At 36.5% G+C, this 19,636-nt stretch carries 19 protein-coding genes; 7 read left to right on the forward strand and 12 right to left on the reverse strand.

All coding sequences use genetic code 11. The features are described from left to right. The first annotated feature begins 22 nt into the window (after nucleotides 1-22). The gene (gene hpt, locus P256_RS12540; RefSeq protein WP_023274070.1) at nucleotides 23-550 is read left to right on the forward strand and encodes a hypoxanthine phosphoribosyltransferase; all 528 of its coding nucleotides are present in this window, start codon (nucleotides 23-25) and stop codon (nucleotides 548-550) included. Between the two features lie 139 nt (nucleotides 551-689). After that, on the forward strand, nucleotides 690-941 hold the full coding sequence (locus P256_RS12545) for a GlsB/YeaQ/YmgE family stress response membrane protein (protein WP_023274071.1): 252 nt from the start codon (nucleotides 690-692) through the stop codon (nucleotides 939-941). A gap of 48 nt (nucleotides 942-989) precedes the next feature. Here P256_RS12545 and P256_RS12550 read toward each other — a convergent pair whose 3' ends face one another. Next, on the reverse strand, nucleotides 990-1,688 hold the full coding sequence (locus P256_RS12550; protein ID WP_023274072.1) for a DsbC family protein: 699 nt from the start codon (nucleotides 1,686-1,688) through the stop codon (nucleotides 990-992). Between the two features lie 207 nt (nucleotides 1,689-1,895). Here P256_RS12550 and P256_RS12555 point away from each other — a divergent pair, with 207 nt between their 5' ends. Next, nucleotides 1,896-2,633 carry an SDR family oxidoreductase gene (locus tag P256_RS12555; protein ID WP_023274073.1) on the forward strand — a complete coding sequence of 246 codons (738 nt, stop codon included), beginning with the start codon at nucleotides 1,896-1,898 and terminating at the stop codon, nucleotides 2,631-2,633. 20 nt (nucleotides 2,634-2,653) lie between these two features. Then, complete coding sequence (locus P256_RS12560) at nucleotides 2,654-3,676, forward strand: aldo/keto reductase (RefSeq protein ID WP_023274074.1); 1,023 nt, start codon at nucleotides 2,654-2,656, stop codon at nucleotides 3,674-3,676. Between the two features lie 971 nt (nucleotides 3,677-4,647). Here P256_RS12560 and fic read toward each other — a convergent pair. Beyond that, nucleotides 4,648-5,757, reverse strand: coding sequence for a protein adenylyltransferase Fic (gene fic / locus P256_RS12565; RefSeq protein ID WP_023274075.1), 1,110 nt, complete (start codon nucleotides 5,755-5,757; stop codon nucleotides 4,648-4,650). A 611-nt stretch (nucleotides 5,758-6,368) separates the two neighbouring features. On the opposite strand from fic, the gene P256_RS13330 reads away from it, so the two are divergent. Both P256_RS13330 and P256_RS12570 read left to right on the forward strand, forming a co-directional pair. Further along, nucleotides 6,369-6,536 carry a hypothetical protein gene (locus P256_RS13330; RefSeq protein WP_023274077.1) on the forward strand — a complete coding sequence of 56 codons (168 nt, stop codon included), beginning with the start codon at nucleotides 6,369-6,371 and terminating at the stop codon, nucleotides 6,534-6,536. A gap of 818 nt (nucleotides 6,537-7,354) precedes the next feature. Next, entirely contained in the window at nucleotides 7,355-7,600 is a 246-nt protein-coding gene (locus P256_RS12570) for a hypothetical protein (protein ID WP_023274079.1), read from the forward strand. A gap of 402 nt (nucleotides 7,601-8,002) precedes the next feature. Here the strand turns inward: P256_RS12570 and P256_RS12575 are convergent, their stop codons facing one another. The 10 genes from P256_RS12575 to rpmH all read right to left on the reverse strand — a co-directional run bounded on the left by P256_RS12575 (nucleotide 8,003) and on the right by rpmH (nucleotide 17,700). After that, nucleotides 8,003-10,465, reverse strand: a complete 2,463-nt coding sequence (locus P256_RS12575; RefSeq protein WP_023274080.1) for a DUF927 domain-containing protein — start codon at nucleotides 10,463-10,465, stop codon at nucleotides 8,003-8,005. Next, the gene (locus tag P256_RS12580) at nucleotides 10,462-10,653 is read right to left on the reverse strand and encodes a hypothetical protein (protein ID WP_023274081.1); all 192 of its coding nucleotides are present in this window, start codon (nucleotides 10,651-10,653) and stop codon (nucleotides 10,462-10,464) included. Before P256_RS12580 ends, P256_RS12575 begins: the two co-directional genes overlap by 4 nt. Nucleotides 10,654-10,671: 18 nt before the next feature. Further along, complete coding sequence (locus P256_RS12585; protein WP_023274082.1) at nucleotides 10,672-11,028, reverse strand: hypothetical protein; 357 nt, start codon at nucleotides 11,026-11,028, stop codon at nucleotides 10,672-10,674. A gap of 3 nt (nucleotides 11,029-11,031) precedes the next feature. Next, on the reverse strand, nucleotides 11,032-11,268 hold the full coding sequence (locus P256_RS12590) for a helix-turn-helix transcriptional regulator (RefSeq protein ID WP_023274083.1): 237 nt from the start codon (nucleotides 11,266-11,268) through the stop codon (nucleotides 11,032-11,034). A 746-nt stretch (nucleotides 11,269-12,014) separates the two neighbouring features. Continuing rightward, nucleotides 12,015-13,271 (reverse strand): tyrosine-type recombinase/integrase, encoded by a 1,257-nt coding sequence (locus P256_RS12595; protein ID WP_040332363.1) that lies wholly within the window; start codon nucleotides 13,269-13,271, stop codon nucleotides 12,015-12,017. A gap of 326 nt (nucleotides 13,272-13,597) precedes the next feature. Beyond that, complete coding sequence (mnmE, locus tag P256_RS12600; protein ID WP_023274085.1) at nucleotides 13,598-14,956, reverse strand: tRNA uridine-5-carboxymethylaminomethyl(34) synthesis GTPase MnmE; 1,359 nt, start codon at nucleotides 14,954-14,956, stop codon at nucleotides 13,598-13,600. A gap of 93 nt (nucleotides 14,957-15,049) precedes the next feature. Continuing rightward, nucleotides 15,050-16,807, reverse strand: coding sequence for a membrane protein insertase YidC (yidC, locus tag P256_RS12605; RefSeq protein WP_023274086.1), 1,758 nt, complete (start codon nucleotides 16,805-16,807; stop codon nucleotides 15,050-15,052). Between the two features lie 2 nt (nucleotides 16,808-16,809). Continuing rightward, entirely contained in the window at nucleotides 16,810-17,133 is a 324-nt protein-coding gene (gene yidD / locus P256_RS12610; protein ID WP_023274087.1) for a membrane protein insertion efficiency factor YidD, read from the reverse strand. A gap of 9 nt (nucleotides 17,134-17,142) precedes the next feature. Then, nucleotides 17,143-17,532, reverse strand: a complete 390-nt coding sequence (rnpA, locus tag P256_RS12615; protein WP_023274088.1) for a ribonuclease P protein component — start codon at nucleotides 17,530-17,532, stop codon at nucleotides 17,143-17,145. Between the two features lie 33 nt (nucleotides 17,533-17,565). Then, complete coding sequence (gene rpmH / locus P256_RS12620) at nucleotides 17,566-17,700, reverse strand: 50S ribosomal protein L34 (protein ID WP_000831329.1); 135 nt, start codon at nucleotides 17,698-17,700, stop codon at nucleotides 17,566-17,568. Nucleotides 17,701-18,237: 537 nt separating this feature from the next. Between rpmH and dnaA the strand changes: the two genes are divergently transcribed. Beyond that, nucleotides 18,238-19,635, forward strand: a complete 1,398-nt coding sequence (gene dnaA / locus P256_RS12625; RefSeq protein WP_023274089.1) for a chromosomal replication initiator protein DnaA — start codon at nucleotides 18,238-18,240, stop codon at nucleotides 19,633-19,635. Nucleotide 19,636 lies beyond the last annotated feature (1 nt).

Consider the following 19,636-nt stretch of genomic DNA (forward strand, 5'->3'; position numbering starts at 1 on the left):
TTCAGACAAGTAGGACCTTCCGATGACTGTTCCAATGCGTGTGATGATTTCCACAGATGAAATTCAAGCCAAAGTTAAACAGCTAGGTGAACAAATTAACCAGTTTTATGCCAATAGTGACAAAGACCTTGTGCTTATTGGTTTATTGCGTGGTTCTGTTATTTTTATGGCTGACTTATGCCGTACCATTGAAAAACCACATGAACTCGACTTCATGACTGTTTCTAGCTATGGTGGGGGTACAGTTTCAAGCCGTGATGTTAAAATCTTAAAAGACTTAGATGGCAATATTCAGGGTAAAGATGTCTTAGTCGTTGAAGATATTATCGACTCAGGCAATACGCTGAGCAAAGTCGTTGAAATGCTACAGACACGTAATCCGAACTCTATTGAGCTATGTACGCTAGTGAGCAAACCTTCACGCCGTGAAATTGAACTTGATGTTAAGTTTTTAGGTTTTGAAGTAGAAGACCGCTTTATTGTTGGTTATGGTCTAGACTATGATCAGAAATATCGCCATATTCCTTTTATTGGGGAAATCGGTTTATAAAAAAAGTGGCATATGCCACTTTTTTATGCACAAAACAACAACATTCTTATCTGTTTCTTTGTTTATTATAATTTTAAGAAATCGTAAACACTCAAATGTAATACTAGAATAAACAAAGACTTTTCGGGAGCATCTTATTATGTGGAGCCTCATCGTCACCATTTTTATTGGATTCTTTGCAGGACTCATCGCACGAGCTTTACACCCCGGTGATGACAAAGCAGGATTTTTAGTCACAACACTATTAGGAATTGCAGGCTCGCTTGTTGCCACATATGGCGGTCGCATGTTACACCTATATGGGCAAAACTCATCAGCAGGCTTTATTGCATCTGTTGTTGGTGCAATTGTTGTTTTAATTGCTTATAACTTTTTTACTAAAAACGATTAAGTCATTCTTTAGTAAAAAAAGCAGTACATCATGTACTGCTTTTTTAATTTAAATTCCAGCATCTTTCCAAACGGTTTCTATCTCTGCTGCGGGGATATATCCCATCGTCTTAAAACCATTAGAAAAAATAATTCCAGGTGTTCCATCAATTCCCAACTTTTGCCCTAGCATTAAATTTCGTTGTATTGGTGTATCACAGCTTGCATCATTTTGAGGTGTTATATTTTCACGAATTAATTTCTTCCAATAATAGGCACGACTTGTACTACACCAGACTTGTTTAGACGTGAAAATAGATTGCGGACGGATAGGGTAGAGAAAAGTATAAATTGTCACATTATTCAGATGATCTAATTCCAATTCTAATTTTTTACAATAAGGACAATTCGGGTCTGAAAAAATTGCAATTTTATGCTGACCATTTCCCTTAACTGTTTTTATAGCATCTTGTAAAGGAAGCGCAGACCAATCTACTTTGTTATTTTGTATGGCTAAATCTTTCGTTAAGTTTTTTTGATCTTTTAAACGAATCATAGATCCAAACAAAACATGTGTTGCTGCTTCATCTACATAAACTATTTGATTATCTAGCATTGCACTATAAACACCATGCATTTCTGTAGGTTGTATATGCTGAAAATTTAGATTGGGATATTGTTTCTTTAATTGTGAATTTACTGTATTTACATCCGCATATGTCATTGTAGATGCCAATACTATCGCTAAAACCGCACTTATTTTCCACATAACCAATTACACAATAAAACAATCGACGATATAGTGTATATCTATCCAGATAAATATTCTGTTGTGTATTTTAATACGATGTTCCACGTGAAACAAAAGCATATTATCAACCTTAGGTTATGTATTATTTAACCTCCAATGCACTTCTACTTCATTGTGGAGAATACAATAATAGAGAATATATTATTAAAAATAGCATGGAATAAAATGAGTAATATCGATCAGAAAGTTGTTGTCATTACAGGTGCATCTTCAGGCTTAGGCGCAGAAACAGCAAGACATCTCGTTCAACAAGGTGCGAAAGTTATTTTAGGTGCACGCCGTATTGACCGACTACACCAACTTGCAGATGAATTAAATATTACACATGACCATTGTGTGCAAACAGATGTTGCACAACTTGATCAGGTACAAAAATTAGTTGCACAAGCAATACATTTATATGGCAGAGTCGATGTATTACTGAACAATGCAGGTGTAATGCCACTTTCACTCTTAGAAGAACTGAAAGTTGATGAATGGAACTTAATGATTGATGTCAATATTCGTGGTGTATTACATGGTATTGCGGCGGTCTTGCCTGTTATGAAAGAACAAAAGAGCGGACAGATTATTAATGTATCTTCTGTTGCAGGTCATGTTTTTGGTCCACTCTGTGCCGTATATAGTGCAACAAAGTCAGCAGTTCTTGCCATTTCAGAAAGTCTACGCAAAGAAGTAAAACCTTATAATCTTCGTACAACAGTTATTTCACCGGGTGCTATTTCAAGTGAATTAAAAGATGGTTCATCTTCAGAAATGTCCTTAAATGCAATGCAAAGCTTTTATGAGAAAAATGAAATCCCTGCATCTAGCTTTGCAAGTGCTGTTCTATTTGCTATTCAACAACCTGAGAATGTAGATATCAATGAGATTATTTTCAGACCAACAATCCAAGAAATATAAGCTGAGCGAGGATAAATATAATGCAATACACTCAGCTTGGTATAAGTAATTTAAATATTTCTCGTGTATGTATGGGCTGTATGGGTTTCGGCGACCCTATGGATGGTCAACATCGTTGGACGTTGGATGAGAATGAAAGCAGGTCTATTATTAAATATGGTCTAGATCAAGGTATCAATTTCTTTGATACAGCGATTGCATACCAAAATGGTTCAAGTGAGCAGTACGTTGGTAAAGCATTACGCGATATGGCAAGACGTGAAGATATTGTAATTGCTACAAAGTTTTTACCGCGTACACCACAGCAAATTGAATCTGGGATTTCAGGTAAAGAAGCCATTACACATTCTTTAAATCAAAGCCTGAAGAATCTCGGTACAGATTATATTGATCTTTTTATCTATCATATTTGGGACTACAACACCCCAATTCTTGATGTTTTAACAGCACTCCACGAGGCTGTATGTTCAGGTAAAGTGAGAGCCATTGGTATTTCAAATTGCTACGCTTGGCAACTTGCAAAAGCAAATACTTTAGCAAAACTCGAAGGACTAACTCCATTTGTTTCCGCTCAAAGTCATTATAATCTGATTATGCGTGAAGATGAACGAGAGCTTTTTCAACTATGCCATGAAGAGCAAATCGCACTAACACCTTATAGCCCTTTGGCAAGTGGGCGACTATCTCGTAATACTCAGGTTCAAACAAACCGCTTACAAAATGATGCTTATGCAAAAATGAAATATGACCATAACCTTTCACAAGATCAGATCATCATTGACCGCGTTGCGAATCTTGCTCATAAACATAATGTTTCTATGACTGAGATTTCACTTGCTTGGCTTTTAAAAAAAGTGACTGCACCCGCTATAGGGGTAACTAAAATGCATCATATTGATGCTGCAATTAGGGCAGTTGAACTAGAGTTAACACAAGAAGAAATATTCTATTTGGAAGAAGAGTATCAACCACATGCCTTGTCTGGCATCATGGCTCAAAATACACCTAATATGAAAGATAAAATACAAGTTTGGACTAAGTAGTGCTTAAGAACAGCATTTAAATATGCTGTTCTTAAAATTTAAGCTACTTTACTTTCCAATACAGAATGTTATTTAAAATATTTATTCAAATAAAAACAATAACTTAAAATTTTTAAATTTCTGTTGCAACTAAAATGCAACTATTTTTGCAAAAGTTAGAATATAAGCAAGCCTACTTGGAACCCTTATATATGAGATTGGTTCACTTTGAATAGGTGTAGTAATTACGCATTTCAAATGCTGATATGCAACCATTGCGATTTCCATAATAGTTGACTATCACTATTTCCATGATGGTTGAACAATCACATGGCTACTATGGTGGAAATAACCACGTTAAAAAGATGAGCCTATAGCCTAGTGAATAAGGTTCACTGATGAATGTCGTTCACCACCCGAAAAGTGTAGTAAAAAGTAGTAAACTATAGTATCTAAAATGAATCATACTTTTACTATGTGGGAATCACTAATTAACCTTATCATCGCTATCTTGAGTGCTATATCCTCTTATTACGACTATAAATCTCACAATCTTATACCACTGGTTATACTTGGCTTTATTACTATCTTATTAGTTGCTTACTTCATATAAAAAACTGCTGTTTAAATTACCCTAAGATTACTATAAGGTTTTGCTTAATTTTGAAGTAAACACCCTCGCGCGCGTAGTTGTTGCGAAACTCTTATTTATAGGTCTTGGTCTGATTCAGAATCTAATCAAAAAGAACCCCAAGGTTTAACGAGGTTGTAGGACGGTAAGATTACGGTAAGGTTTGATTGTTTTGCTTTACGTAGCTATACGGATTGAAAAGTACAAATAGCCCTGTAAGCCTTATATATCATGGTTTATACGTGATTTAGCAAGTAAGGGCTGTAAAGCAAAAAAAGGGGTATAACTGAAATGGTTACACCCCGATATCATTGATAGGTAAGCAAAGCGCAAAGGTGCGTTTTGTACCTACTATATTGGATTACTCATAAGGCATGAAGCTATGGCTATCGTCCTGCAATAAAGCCAATAGTTTAGGGTGAATAAATAACTTTTCTTTACCTACCGTCATTTCTTCTAATATGCCTATCTCTGCTAGTTTTTTAAGATAGTTTGAAGCTGACTGGCGTTTAGCTATCCCTTTGTCTACCACATTACTAATACGGCTATAAGGTTGCTCAAATATGAGGTCTACAAGCTCCCTTGTATATATTTTCTCAGCATTGGCTTTCACATACTCCACTGTATGCTCATGTAGCTGTTTGATGCCGTTAATCTTAGCGAGTGTCCATTCACTTGTAACCGTAATCGCTTGTAAGATAAATAATATCCATGATTGCCAATCGCCGTCCTTAGTCACATTAAGCAATAGCTCGTAATACTTTGCCTTGTTCTGAATAATGAAACGGCTCAGGTAGAGTATAGGCAAGCTCAAAAGGTTTTCACCCATCAGGTACAATACATTGAGTACACGCCCTGTACGTCCATTACCATCTATAAAAGGGTGTATTGCTTCAAACTGATAATGTGAGATAGCCAATTTAACTAAAGGGTCTATGTCATCATTGTAGTGAATAAACTTTTCCCAATTAGATAATAGCCCTCTTATATTGTCCTCTCCAACTGGAGGCGTATAAATCACCTCACCAGTGTAGCTATTTTTTAATGCTGTACCTGTTGTCGATCTAATACCTAAATCCACACCTTTAAGCGTTTGACATATTTCTATGGCTGTACCTGTAGACAATGGGCGTTCTTTAATTGACTGTACGCCTTTATACAATGCAGTGCGGTAGCGTAGGGCTTCTTTGGTTGAATGGTCTGCCGTGTCATCATTGCCTTGTGCATGTTGAAATAACTTGTCTGTGGTGGTGACAATGTTTTCAATCTCTGAGCTGTCTTTAGCTTCGAGTAAAGGAATAATATTAATAAGCATGTTTTGATTTGGTATTAACTCACCTGCCTGTTTTAACTCAGCAAGGGCTTTATTCGCCGTAATACATGCTTTTAAGACCACTTTTGTTTCCACTTCTTGCTCAGGTGGTAGCTGTGGAAGTTGGTTATATGGTTGGTCGGCTTGCCATTGATTCATCTAAATAACCCTATATTGTCATGTCGATAAAAGGGCAAAACTTCGACATGAGTATAACTATATGTCGATACTATAAACATATTGGCAATGTCATGTCGATAAAAAGGGAAAATATCGACATGAGGGGCTTTATATGTCGATGCCATAAACATGAAATACCTAACGTGTCGATAAAACCATTAAATATAAACATAATAGGATTTGATTATTCTATGGAGTACATACACTCCAATAGAACATTCTAGCTCACTATTACTTGATGACCTCTTCCACAATATGGAAGAGGCATGTTTTAAAACTAAATGATAAGAAGCATTAGATATTATTGCTTTGTGACTACAATAGCTTAGTAAAAACCTTTCAAGCAATAGCCATTTAATGCAAGAAAGATTGCAAGTTCATCAATTATTTTTTCATTATTTTTGCGCAAAATTTGCAGTCAAAACCCTCACTGTATATAGCTTATAGTAAAGTTATGCAGTAAAAAATTTATTAAAAATTCACCTCCAAATACTACAACAATTAGGGTATATCATATTTTTCACACCCTAGTGTCATTAAGCAGATATAAACTCTTTCTATACCATGCTAAATCACCCTATAGGATCTCTATGATTTGTCCAAACTGCGAACACGGCGTAACTATTGAAGATTATGAAGACATAGAACCCTTTCAATGCTCTAGCTGTAACGAATGGCTTGTCTTAGATGTAGATGAAGGCACATATTTTGGTGCAACTCATACAACACTACGTATTTTTGATATAGATTATGATTAAACTAAACTCTACTAAGCCAATATATTGATATAAGAAGGCTAAGGGGCTAGAAGATTGCACTTTAGCCCTAATCATACCTATTATAAATACTGTTAAAACAAAGCTAGGCAATACAAATGCTGACTCTCTTTCTTCTTGTCTTGGCAATTATTGCAGATAGGTATATTCAAAATAATGTAAGCGACAGCATATTCAGATATGTTATTTATTCAGTGTTAGGTTTTTTAATTGTTATCACATATAAAACTAATCTCATTTATAATATTTTTAGTTGAGTAATACTAAAGAAGCTCGTTACTTATGACTAATGAGAACAACCCTGTATTAGAACCCCACAAAACTCTACATTCGAACTACTCATAAAAACTCATATTAGAACCACACCTTTGGACTTAATAAAACTTAATCTTTTGAGGTGTCAAAACCCGAACTTTAAAAGGCTATTTCTTGCATGACGTAGCATGACAAAGTGGGAGGGTATAAAACGCCGTGTGTCCATTACTAGATAAGCATTAAAGCAGTATTGTTATAACACTGCTGTCTATTTTGTTTGACGTAGTATGACAAAGCGAGGGGTATAAAAAATTCTGTAATCCTTATATATCGGTACTTTGAGTAAGTTATAAGAATATATCTTGTCAAACAAGATTTATAGGACTGTAGCTCAACCATGACTAAACATGACTTTTACATTTAGATAGAACTTAACATTCAGGATAGCTTTCAAGCATATTGTTTTTAACCATAAAGACTAGACTTGAACAAGTTTAGTTTCCCCCAATGGATATATAAGTAGCTACTCAATTCAGGGGAAGTCAATGCAAAGTATTACTCTAAGTAGTAAAGGAAAGCGAGATTTACTTATTGAAAGAGTCTATGAAGAACAATATTTAGATGAAGTAAATAATTTAGCTTATGAGTTATGGATAGATTCAGATACTAGCGAAATAATAGACCCTATGCTTTATAGCAGTCTTAACAATATGAAGTATGGAAGTTGTATTGATATAAATACAGTTGAATACTGCGTAACTAATATTCAAGAAGAAGTAAGGCACTCATAAAAAGTGCTTTACTAAGTGTCATGACTAAACATGACTTTTAAATGATACTGGTTTTAGAACCTCATAAAACTAGATATTTAAAAGCTCCATACATGATAAGGCTGTGCTTACTGTGTAAGTATCCAAACCATGCATTATTTTGTGGGGCAAGTGGGGCGAGTGGGGCGGATTGATCTATCTATATGATATTAAATATATAATCTTGCCCCAAATAGTAAATATTCATCTTAAAAAAAGTGGGGCAAGGTTAAACATGCCCCATCTGCCCCAAACACGCCCCAATAGTAAAAAAGCTAAAATATAAAAAGTGGGGCAAGATATATATCTATATAAAATAATAACTTAAATATAAATAATACCAAACACGCCCCACTTGCCCCAAAACTAAACACTTGATTTTAGCTAATCATCAAATGCTCTTATCTGCTTTTCATCAAAATGAATCATACGAGGGCGTGTACCATCAGGCAGTTTTCCTTTGGTTTTTTTGTCATAGCGTCCACTGTCACACATTAACCACCCATTCTTTTTAAGCACCTTTTTAGCGTTAGCTTCATTGATACCTAAACACATTTCTTTTTTAAACAAGGTCGATGATACAAGGTAAGTTCTTTCATCAGGGTCATAATAACCAACTTGGTTATTGATACGTGGTCTAATGATTTCGCCGTCTGCTTGTCTAACAACAGTTAAGCTCTCGAAACGACTTGAGCCATGAGATTCAATAAACGCCTTGAAGTGCTCTAATATTTTGGTTTCTTCCAAATTACTACCATCACCAAAACTATTCAGCCATGTATTAAAACACTGCCCAACAGCATCAAAGGCTCGTCCACGTTGCCACCCTGTAATGTCTGCTTGGGTTGCCAGTTCCCCTGCGACTGCGACCAATGCAAAACGGCGTAGTACACGGCTTGTTTGTCCGTTAGTGGTCTTAGGTGCATATTGTTTGATAAAGTCCTCTAGCAAGCCCTTTGCTCGTTCCATTACGCTGTCTTTGTCTTGGGTGAGGTAGGTAAGCCATGCTACCCCTGCATGTCCATAGTGTTGGCTTGCAAGCTCGTTTATACGATTGGCAACATCTTGGGGGCGTGTGCCGTAGTTAATCGTTTCAAATACGCCGTAATCATGCCCTGCATCACTTGGAAGCTGTGCAAAACGGATTAATAGCCCTGCATCTAACTCTAGGCTGCCTCGTCTTAGATGCTCCTCAAGCATCACCTCGCCAGTTGAGCAATACATCAGATTAAAAGTTTTAACTTCCTTGTTCTTACCCGATCTATTGGCTCTTGCTTTACCATCTCCGCCACTGAGCATATAAATAATATCTGATACTGCTTTAGGCGAGGCTTGGCGCAATTCATCAAGGTTTAAAAAGTTATCGTTTCTGATTTCTGCCTCAGCCTCTAGGGCGTTATCTGTGGTACGCCATGACTTAGACACGGGTTTAGGATTGCCCCATATACTGCATGAGGCTTTTGTAATGGTGCTTTTACCATCAGTCGATGAGCCATATATGTGAAATCCACCACTTTCTATATGAAGCGGTGCGACAAGTTGCCCTGCAAATGCACACGAGAATGACAATACCGCCAATGCATGAGGTTCTATTAACTTACTGAGTTGTTGCCACCCTGCAAACGTACCTTGTGTGCTGTATGGGTCGTTTCTATCATTACTAAATAATAAGTCTTCGCCGTCTGTATTGCCGTAGGTCTTATGGGCTGTAACGTAGGCATCATCGTACCAACCAGTTTTAGCCACACACCTAAAACGCTTCTCAATCGGGTAGTCTTGAATATAATTCATGAATACATTTTTTTTACTGCCTTGTCTTGGGGGCATTAGTCCATGATTGGCAATAATTCTTAATGCGTCCTGTGCTTCTCCCATGATGTGCTCATAGGGAATAAGTAAGGTATGCATGTAATGGTCTTTATCACGGAATTGAACAACACGCTTCCAGTGGTCATTACACTTGTTTCTAGCTTCACCTAATATAATTATTGGTGACGATATCAATGTTTTAGTCTGCTTTGTTTCACCGTCTGAATCTGTGGTTTCTTTAATGAGGTATAAACCACTGTCTAGGATATGCAAACATGCGTTGTTATCCATTCTAAATGGCTTTGCTAAATGCCCCTTTGGAAGTACATCTATTTTGGGTAGTGTATCTATAGCTTCATCAAGAAATTCTTTAACCTCTGCATTGTCATCATCACAACTCAGGTCAATCATAAATTTTTTACTACCTTCCATGTATTGATCTAAAAACCTCAATGCCGTGTTTTGCTCTAGCTGTATATATTCATCAAGTTTGATCTGTTCGGGGCGTGATGGCATGTATAACGAGGTATAACCTGCATTGCTAAGTTGATTAACCACATATTCAACCTGTTTAAGCTCATAGCCTTTCAAAGCGTTATAATTGTAAGATTTAGACACATTTGGCAATAACACCAACACAACGGCGTACCCAGTAGAGGCAACCTTAAAGAACGCCTCAAGGTGATGAGTAATAATAACGGGTTGGTCTTTTACCATTTCACCAAAGTAGGCAAAGCCTTTCGCCTTACCGCCGTCAGGGTAGATATATATAAGCTTATCAATAGTTAAAATTGCGGTTTGTATATGCTGTAATGAACCATTCACAATGGGCAATAATAAAGGGTCTATATACGTTTTATCGCCTATAGTGACCTTACCCATATCAACATAGATCGGCTGTTCAGGACTGCCAAAATGTACAATTAAATCATGCTGTAAATAAGCATTATCTTGTGGCTTTAATACAGTGGTTTGATTTATAATCTCTAACGGCGATTTAGGGTTGCCATTTGCTGTTGGGGCTTCATGTCTGCTCATGCTTGCCCCTCACTATCTTCTTCAATTTTAGCCGTATATTTTATTATTTCTCTATCGAATATACCTTTCAAATCCGCTGCCAAATATTCGAAAATCTCTTTAGGGGCAGTGGTATAAGTATGGTAAAAATGACTACATCCTAATAACACCAAGTTCTTAAAGGTTAATCCAAAATTATTTTTAATCATTGTTAATTCCCTCACCACCTAAGCAGTTACTGTTAGGTGGCTTAATGCCTGTTGCTCTGTATCTAATATCTGTGTAATTAACTTTGGTGAAATATGGACTGCCTTTAATCGACTAGGGCGTATGTACTCTGCAAGGGCATCTATACGCTTCTTAACGAGGTCTGTATATTCCATGAAATTAGATAAATGTTTCTGTGTTTGGTTACCGTAGAACCCATCTATTGCGCCGTATAGCTCATTAAACTGTACGGATATAGATTGAAGTTGCTTATGATCAATAGCTGTTACCAAATCAAGGTTATAAACATTCTTTTGTACGGCGTTTAGCTGTCGGCTTATTTGGAGTATTAAACTTTTAAGGCGTGTCTTAGTCATGGACTATGCCTCCATCGTTGCAATAGAGGCTTTATGCGTTGCTATACGCTCATTTATCCAAGCGTCTACGTCAGATTCAAGCCAAGCCACACGGCGTTCAGATATACTCATGCAAGGTGGAAATTCACCTTTTTTCATCATGGCATAAATAGATGATGGGGCTAGCCCTGTTTTGTTTTGGACTTCTTTACAACGAATAAGACGTATATTTTCTTGTTGCTGTTCTTTAGATAATTTCATCTAAACATTTTCCTTATGGAAATGCCTAGACACAAAATTTGAAAAGAAATTAGCGAGGTAATAACAGAAAAACAGACTATACAGCCATTTAAGATTCCTTAAATAGGGTATAGAAGCCCTAAAAACCATTAATACAATGGCTGTAAGCTCAGGCAAATGAATAGATTATGTTTCAGCTTTCGCAATGACTAAATACAATTCCTGTCTTTAGTCATTAAAACTGCATTACAAATAATCTTTACATAGCTGTTCTATTTGTTTTAAGATAAGAATTAAGTACAAAATTTTGAGTTTTTTTCAAAATTAAGTACAAAATTTCTATATTTTAAATCTGTACTACATCTCTAAGTCCTTCTTAGTTTTGTGCCTCTGTTCAGGCAGGTTTTTAATAAGGTATCTGTAGGAAAACTACAAATACCAACCAAAAGATCAAGCATTGCAGTGCTTGGTCTTTTTCTTTGTCTATTGAATTCTTTTGAATTTATTAGAACTCAATAATCTTACTGCATCTTACTACACAAATCTGGCATTTTATGCTTAAAAGTTAAGCATATAATTAAACTTAATTTTTGATTTATCACACAGCCAAATATTAGTAACGACCTTGATTTATACCTAAAACACGGTAAATATTTGGTTTTATTTCAAAAAAACCTATAACCAAAGTTATATAAGTTTTTAATTTATATAGATTTGTTACCTAAAAGGTAACGCTTTTATATTTTCCTCATTATATTTAGTTACAATTACCCCAATTTCTTTGGCTTAAACTCATTAAAAAAGATAAGATTCGGCTCAAAAATTATACTAAATATAAAATTACTCCATTTCTGCATTAACTCTATACGCTCTTTTTCATACTCAGCTTTGTTATACACACCACGTACACCCGTCATCACATGGTTAAGGCATTTCTCTATGGCATCACCATTAAAGCCCTGCTCATTTAGATGGGTGCTTGCTGTACGTCTTAGATCGTGAATAGTGAACGGCGGTAAATCTGTTAAAGCCAGTGCACTTTTTTGCGCCGTATTAAATGCATTGTGGCTAATATGCGTACCACGTTGCCGACCAACAAATACATAAGGTTCATCACCTGCAATGGTCTTTAGCTCTTTGAGTATTTCAATAATTTGATCTGATAAATACACAACCATTTCACGGCTATAGCCTGTCTTACTGTCTGCTTTTGTTTCAGGTACAAGCCACACACGTTTTTCAAAATCTATATGTTCCCACTTAGCCCTCAATAGCTCGGACTTTCTAAGCAATGTGAGTAATGAAAGTAATATGCCTAGCTTTCGTGGTTTATAGATTCTTGAATTGAGTAGGGTAGTGTAGAACGTACGTATTTCATCAATAGACAAATAACGCTCTCTTGCTTTGGCTTTAAATACATGGCGTGTCGGAATGGCTAACACTGGGTTAAATTCAACTAAGCCTAATGTAACGGCGTAATCAAACATACGTTTCAGTAAGCCTTTCACTTGATTAGCGGAAGCATCAAAACCTTGTTCTTTCTTGCGCCATATCGTATCTCTAATATGCTCTATCCCAATATCCGATATAGGCAAGTGACCAAGCATCGGGAATATATCGTTATGCAGATACATAAACATTGTTTTGGGGTTCTTTCTGTCTTTCTTTATGACTTCGCTGTAATAGCGTTCGCCGTACTCAACAAATAAAACCGTCTTAGAGTAGCCCTTATATGCTTTCTTATTCTCTTGCTGTGGTGAAATACCTTTTGCAATTTTAGTTGCATTTTCATTGCGGATTTCTCTTGCATCTTTTAAGGATATATCAGGGTAGTTACCTATTGTTAAACGCTCTTGCTTACGATTAAAGCTGTAGCGATATACCCACACTTTTCGTCCAGTCGGCTTTATATCAAGGAATAGCCCGTTATTGAGCTTATCCTTAGCCATATAGCGTTTCTCTTGTGGCTTTAATGCTTCTATCTCTCTAGGCGTTCCAAATGTGTAACCGTTATCTACTGGCATAATCTTTTTTAGTTGCATTGCGTATATAAAAATGAATGTTTTAGTTGCAAGCCATGATTTGTCCTTATACAGAACCTTACTGCAACTAACAGAAATATGCTGTTTAGTTGCTTTCATGAGCAATATTTAGTTGCATTACTATTTCTAGCGAAAAAAAGACTTTTGCAACTAGACTGCAACTAAAAAAAGCATAGCACTAATGGAACGTATTAGACACTATTGAATATAAATAGACATAAAAAAAGCACTAAGTATTTATAACTTAATGCAATTTATATTCTCTTTGGAACTCCTTAGAACTCCTTGAATAACTCTAAAAAATGAAATTACTTTCCAATACAGAATGATCCAAAAATTTCCCCAAGTAAATCATCTGCACTGAAATCACCTGTAATTTCACCCAAAGCATTTTGTGCTAACCGTAGTGACTCCGCAACAAGTTCACCTGCATGAAACTCTGTTAATTGCTCATGTGCTTCTTCTAAATACTCTTGTGTGCGTCTCATTGCATCGATATGACGCGTTCTTGCAATAAAGGTATCTTCTTCCGGCTGAAAACCAGCATGCGCTGTAATCGCGTCTATAAGGGTTTGAACACCTGTTTGCTCTTTTGCTGAGATAGAAATATGCCTAAAGCCATGATAGTCAACAAGTGTCGCCGTGCTTTGCGTTAAATCACATTTATTACCAATCAAAATAAGTCTGCTTGGTGTTTGATATTCTGCAAAGTAGTGCTTTGCTAATGCTAAAGGATCATCATCTTTATTTAAGTCATAAACCAATAAAAGCAAATCTGCCTGACTAATTTCTTTAATTGCGCGTCGAATGCCTTCTTGCTCGACAACATCTCCTGTTTCACGAAGACCTGCTGTATCTGTCAATGTAATAGGCAGACCTGCTAAGGAGATTTTCTCATGCAAGACATCACGTGTTGTTCCTGCAATATCTGTCACAATTGCGCGGTCATTACCTGCTAGCGCATTTAATAAACTTGATTTTCCTGCATTCGGTTTACCTGCAATGACGACCTGTAACCCTTCTCGAAGTAACTGTCCTTGACGTGCAGATTGTTGCACCTCTTTCACTGAGCTTTGCACTTCAGTAAGTAGATTTAATATTTTACCATCTGCTAAGAAATCAATTTCCTCTTCAGGAAAATCTATCGCAGCCTCTACATGTAGCCGTAAATGTATCAACTGCTGAAGTACAGCATTTACTTTATTCGAAAATGTACCTTGTAATGAACGAACAGCCGAGCGAGCAGCAGCTTGTGATGTTGCATCAATTAAATCTGCAATAGCTTCTGCTTGCACTAAATCTAGTTTTCTATTTTCAAAAGCACGCATTGAAAATTCACCTGCTTTAGCAGCAATAGCACCTAATTCAAAGAGTCTTTGAAGCAAAGCATTTTGCACCACAGGTCCACCATGACCTTGGATCTCAACAACATCTTCCCCGGTGAATGAATGAGGGTTCGGAAAACAAATGAGTAATCCTTCATCTAATACAGTTTGATCGCCATCTAAAAACTGTCTAAATCCAGCCATTCGTGTTTTAGGAAGTGTTGTATCCGACAACTGTTCTGCAATCAAATATGCTTTTGGGCCAGATAAACGAATTACACCAACACCGCCACGACCTGGAGGGGTTGCAATTGCCGCGATGGTTGTTTGGTTGTATCTCATCATTCATCCTTATTTAACTAAATCATACATATAAAAAAACCGCTTAAGTATTTTACCTTAAGCGGTTCGGTTTAGCTTAACTTATCTCGTAAATTAGCTAGCCTCTTTTTTCTCACGTGCTTTTTTTACACTTTGGCCAATAAACCATTGCTGTAAAATTGTAATACTGTTGTTCACAATCCAGTACAGTACTAGACCTGCAGGGAAGAACAGCATAAATACTGTGAAAATAATTGGCATTAAGCGGAAAACTTTTGCTTGCATTGGATCTGCAGGTTGTGGGTTTAGCATTTGCTGCCCAAACATGGTTGCGCCCATAATCAATGGTAAAATAAACCATGGGTCCATTGCAGATAAATCTTGAATCCAACCTAACCAAGGTGCGTGGCGAAGTTCCACACTTTCCATCAGTACCCAATATAAAGCTAAGAAAATAGGCATTTGTAAAAACATTGGCAGACACCCTGAAAGAGGGTTTACGCCTTCACGCTTATACAGCGCCATCATTTCTTGAGAGAAGCGCATACGGTCTTCACCGAACTCTTCTTTCATGCGTTGCATTTCAGGTGCAATGACACGCATTTTTGCCATTGAGCGATAACTTTTCGCAGAAAGTGGCCATAAAATTAACTTAACAACAACTGTTAATAAGATAATCGACCAGCCCCAGTTACCTACAAGTTTATGGAACGTTTCTAGACCTAAGAAAAGCAATTTTGCAATTGGCCATAACCAACCATAATCAACAGTTTGGTTTAAACCCACTGCCAAATCTTTCAATTCAGATTGAACTTTAGGACCTGAATAGAATGTTGCATCGACTTCCATTGCTGTACCAGCAGGCACAGTAATTGTAGGGGAGGTGAAACCAATAATGTTCATATGGTCAGGAGATTTACGCGATTGTAAGTCTGCTGTATATGGTTCACCATTTGCTTGGCTCAATTTCAGTGTTCCTGGAATCCAAGCACTTACAAAGTAGTGTTGAACAACAGCAACCCAACCACCTTTTGCCTGAACATTTAATTTTTCATCATTAAAGTCAGTAAACTTTAATTTATTATAATGTTCATCAGGTGTACCCCATGCACCACCAAGATATGTCCCTAATTGGAAGATACCTTGACTCGATTTTCCAGGATCTATAGTATCATCACGCTTAATTTGTCCAAAGAACTGACCTTGCCAGTTTTGCTGACTACGGTTAATTACTTTGTAATCAACATTAATTGGATATTGACCTTGCGTAAACGTAAATGTTTTAACAATTTCTACACCATTGGCAGTTTTATATACCATAGGAATAGAAATAACTTTTTCTGCTTGACCATTTTTAGCATTTACTGTTTTAGCATCAGCTAAAGAATAGTTTGTTTTTTCAATTTCAAATGATGGACGACCTGAAGCATTGCTATCTGGTCCATTTGCACCAATCAACCCAGATTGAGCCACATAGGTACGGTCTTTATCACTTTCAAGCATTACAAAAGGTTGATTACTATTTTTGCTAGAATCATGGTTCAACAGTTCAAGACGAACAATGTCACCACCTTTTGGATTAATCCATAAGCGATATAAATCTGTTTGAACAGTAATCAGTTTTTGATCTGATGTCGCTGCTGTATTGTTAGTTTGAGATGCGGCAGTATTACTTGCCTGTGGCACATCTGTTGCCGCAGTATTTTGACTATTTGGTAAATCGGCAGATACGTCATTAGAAGCAACAGCTACACTGCTTTGTTGCACAGCTGTGTTTGTATTATGACCATAGTCCTTTTGCCAAGCCAAAACAAGTAAGTACGCGGTAACCAACATGGCTCCGAGTATCGCAAACCTGGCCCATTTTTGCATAGCTATGACCCCAAGTGGTTAGAATGATATTGATTCATAAAATGCTCACGAAAGGGTACAGCAACGTGATGCATTTGAGAACTGATTTGCTGAAATGAAATAAAACGAATTGCTTTTTTGGGTACAGGATCATAGCCTGAACCACCCCAAGGATGACAACGACATATTCGTTTAACAGCGAATATACTACCTTTGAAAGCACCATGCATATGAAGCGCTTCAATAGTATATTGGGAGCAGGTAGGAATATAACGACAACGAGGCCCTATGAGAGGACTAATAGCAATCTGATAAAAGCGAACCAACCAATGTAATAATTTAACCATTGGCAATCTCTACTTTGGCGGGATAGTAGTCGTATTATTATGTCGCTTTTTAGATAAGCGTTGTAATTTATGCCAAGCGAACTTCAATTGTTGATGCAAGTCTTCATTACTTACACTTTCAATTCCTTTTTTTGGCATGACTACAATATCGAGTAAATCAATATTATGATGATTTAAACGAAAACTCTCTCGAGCAATACGTTTTATTCGATTTCTTTCATGTGCACGACGAACTTTCTTCTTCGCAACAATAATACCCAAACGACTATGTTCTTCTGAGTTTCTCGCTAAAAAAAGAAAGTGGGGCTGATGCACTTTAAAAAGCGCATCATCGAATACACTCTTGTAATCTGCGGCACAGCGTATTCGTTTTTCTGTGCCGAAACTATAAAGTGTCATACACCCAAAGTCGATGAAGCGTTAACAGTATAATTATACTGTTAAGCTATGACGACCTTTTGCACGGCGACGAGCTAATACTTGACGACCAGCTTTAGTAGCCATACGAGCACGGAAACCATGAACGCGTTTACGCTTTAATTCAGATGGTTGAAATGTACGTTTCATATCGAAACTCCAAAATTGATCTATCTTAAAGGTTCGCGATTTTATTGTGCATTGGACATTATGTCAACGATTTTTACTTAAATGAATAGAATTAAGTAGATTAAAAAGTGTCGAAAACAGTTCAATAAGTTATAAACAATTTTATCATCATAGTTATCCACATAACTTCAATTCTCTGATTTAAATTTAAATTCAGAAATAAATTCAAATTATCCACAGTAGTTTTAAAGTTTATATATAAATTCAAATTTATAAATTTAAATTTATTATTATTAGGAAGCTAATTTTCTGTAGATAACTCATATTAATATAAATAAAACATATACTTATGTTGTGGATAATATTGTTTCTAAAAAAATATTAAATTGTGGATAACTTTGTGATATATTTTATCCACAGTTTTTTGCGGATGTTATCCACAGGCTGATTTCGACATTAAAAGTTTAAAATTTTTATGACAGATGTGGATAACTTGGTTAGAATAGCCGACCCTCAAGCTGAGGTTGATGTATTTAAATTTAAATTAGGGGTTTTTACATGCTTTGGACACAATGTCTAGCTCGTTTACGAGAAGAGTTATCTGATAATGTCTTTGCTATGTGGATACGCCCGCTAGTTGCTGAAGAACGTGAGGCAACACTATTTTTATATGCACCAAATCCTTATTGGACACGCTATATAAAAGAGCATCATTTAGAGCTCATTTCAATTTTAGTCGAGCAGCTCTCAGAAGGACGAGTAACAAATGTTGAAATTGTTGTTGACTCAAGACCTGGTGCAATTTTAAAAGCCAGTGAGCAACCAGCTACGACTACGGCTGCACTTGAAAAAACTGTAAGTACAAAAACGACCATTGTTCCCCAAAAAGAGAAAAAAGAAGCAACAACGCCTATAACGAATAAAACAAGTAAGAGAAGACAACTGAATCCGCTATTTACTTTTTCTTCATTTGTGGAAGGTCGTTCTAACCAAATGGCAGCGGAAACATGTCGGAAAGCGCTAACGCATTTGGGGGAGTCTCAGCATAATCCCTTATTTCTATATGGTCCAACAGGCCTAGGTAAAACGCATTTAATGCAAGCAGTTGGTAATGCATTATTGCATGTAAAACCTAATGCGCGTGTGATGTATATGACTGCTGAAAGTTTTGTACAAGATTTTGTAAGTTCATTACAAAAAGGAAAAGTTGAAGAATTCAAAAAAAACTGCCGTTCTTTAGATTTATTATTAGTCGATGATATTCATCTTCTTGCGGGAAAAGAAGCAAGTTTGGTGGAGTTTTTCTATACGTTTAATGCGCTTTTAGACGAATCAAAACAAATTATTTTAACTTCAGATCGTTATCCTAAAGAGCTTACAGAGTTAGATCCTAGACTTGTTTCAAGGTTCTCTTGGGGATTGTCTGTTGGGGTCGAGCCCCCTGATATTGAAACGCGTATTGAAATTTTACTTAAAAAAGCAAGTAGTACTGGTGTAGATTTGCCAAGAAACTGTGCTTTGTTTATTGCACAGCAAGTTGTTGCAAATGTTCGAGAATTAGAGGGTGCTTTAAATAAAGTTGTTGCAATTGCACGATTTAAAGGTTCATTAATTGATCTAGATGTTGTAAGAGAATCTTTAAAGGATGTACTTGCAATTCGTGCAAGAACGATTAGTACAGAAAATATACAACGAGTGGTTGGTGAGTATTTTAAAGTACCTTTAAAAGAGCTTATTGGACCAAAGCGAACACGTATTTATGCACGTCCAAGACAACTTGCAATGGGGCTTTCAAGAGAATTAACGGGTGATAGCTTTCCTGAGATTGGAATGGCTTTCGGTGGACGAGATCATAGTACAGTGATGCATGCCTGTGAAAAGGTAGTTAGCCTACGAGAAACTGACCCAATTTTTGATGAAGACTATAAAAATTTACTACGATTGCTACAAAGTTAGA

The sequence above is a fragment of the Acinetobacter nectaris CIP 110549 genome (assembly GCF_000488215.1).
GTDB lineage: Bacteria > Pseudomonadota > Gammaproteobacteria > Pseudomonadales > Moraxellaceae > Acinetobacter > Acinetobacter nectaris.

Bases quoted from the DNA above. Each gene is read 5' to 3' on its own strand.
- hpt (WP_023274070.1), top strand. From the start codon at position 23: ATGACTGTTCCAATGCGTGTGATGATTTCCACAGATGAAATTCAAGCC.
- P256_RS12550 (WP_023274072.1), bottom strand. From the start codon at position 1,688: ATGTGGAAAATAAGTGCGGTTTTAGCGATAGTATTGGCATCTACAATG.
- P256_RS12555 (WP_023274073.1), top strand. From the start codon at position 1,896: ATGAGTAATATCGATCAGAAAGTTGTTGTCATTACAGGTGCATCTTCA.
- fic (WP_023274075.1), bottom strand. From the start codon at position 5,757: ATGAATCAATGGCAAGCCGACCAACCATATAACCAACTTCCACAGCTA.
- P256_RS12570 (WP_023274079.1), top strand. From the start codon at position 7,355: ATGCAAAGTATTACTCTAAGTAGTAAAGGAAAGCGAGATTTACTTATT.
- P256_RS12545 (WP_023274071.1), top strand. From the start codon at position 690: ATGTGGAGCCTCATCGTCACCATTTTTATTGGATTCTTTGCAGGACTC.
- P256_RS12560 (WP_023274074.1), top strand. From the start codon at position 2,654: ATGCAATACACTCAGCTTGGTATAAGTAATTTAAATATTTCTCGTGTA.
- dnaA (WP_023274089.1), top strand. From the start codon at position 18,238: ATGCTTTGGACACAATGTCTAGCTCGTTTACGAGAAGAGTTATCTGAT.
- yidC (WP_023274086.1), bottom strand. From the start codon at position 16,807: ATGCAAAAATGGGCCAGGTTTGCGATACTCGGAGCCATGTTGGTTACC.
- P256_RS12595 (WP_040332363.1), bottom strand. From the start codon at position 13,271: ATGCCAGTAGATAACGGTTACACATTTGGAACGCCTAGAGAGATAGAA.
- rpmH (WP_000831329.1), bottom strand. From the start codon at position 17,700: ATGAAACGTACATTTCAACCATCTGAATTAAAGCGTAAACGCGTTCAT.
- P256_RS12575 (WP_023274080.1), bottom strand. From the start codon at position 10,465: ATGAGCAGACATGAAGCCCCAACAGCAAATGGCAACCCTAAATCGCCG.
- P256_RS12585 (WP_023274082.1), bottom strand. From the start codon at position 11,028: ATGACTAAGACACGCCTTAAAAGTTTAATACTCCAAATAAGCCGACAG.
- P256_RS12580 (WP_023274081.1), bottom strand. From the start codon at position 10,653: ATGATTAAAAATAATTTTGGATTAACCTTTAAGAACTTGGTGTTATTA.
- P256_RS12590 (WP_023274083.1), bottom strand. From the start codon at position 11,268: ATGAAATTATCTAAAGAACAGCAACAAGAAAATATACGTCTTATTCGT.
- rnpA (WP_023274088.1), bottom strand. From the start codon at position 17,532: ATGACACTTTATAGTTTCGGCACAGAAAAACGAATACGCTGTGCCGCA.
- yidD (WP_023274087.1), bottom strand. From the start codon at position 17,133: ATGGTTAAATTATTACATTGGTTGGTTCGCTTTTATCAGATTGCTATT.
- P256_RS13330 (WP_023274077.1), top strand. From the start codon at position 6,369: ATGATTTGTCCAAACTGCGAACACGGCGTAACTATTGAAGATTATGAA.
- mnmE (WP_023274085.1), bottom strand. From the start codon at position 14,956: ATGAGATACAACCAAACAACCATCGCGGCAATTGCAACCCCTCCAGGT.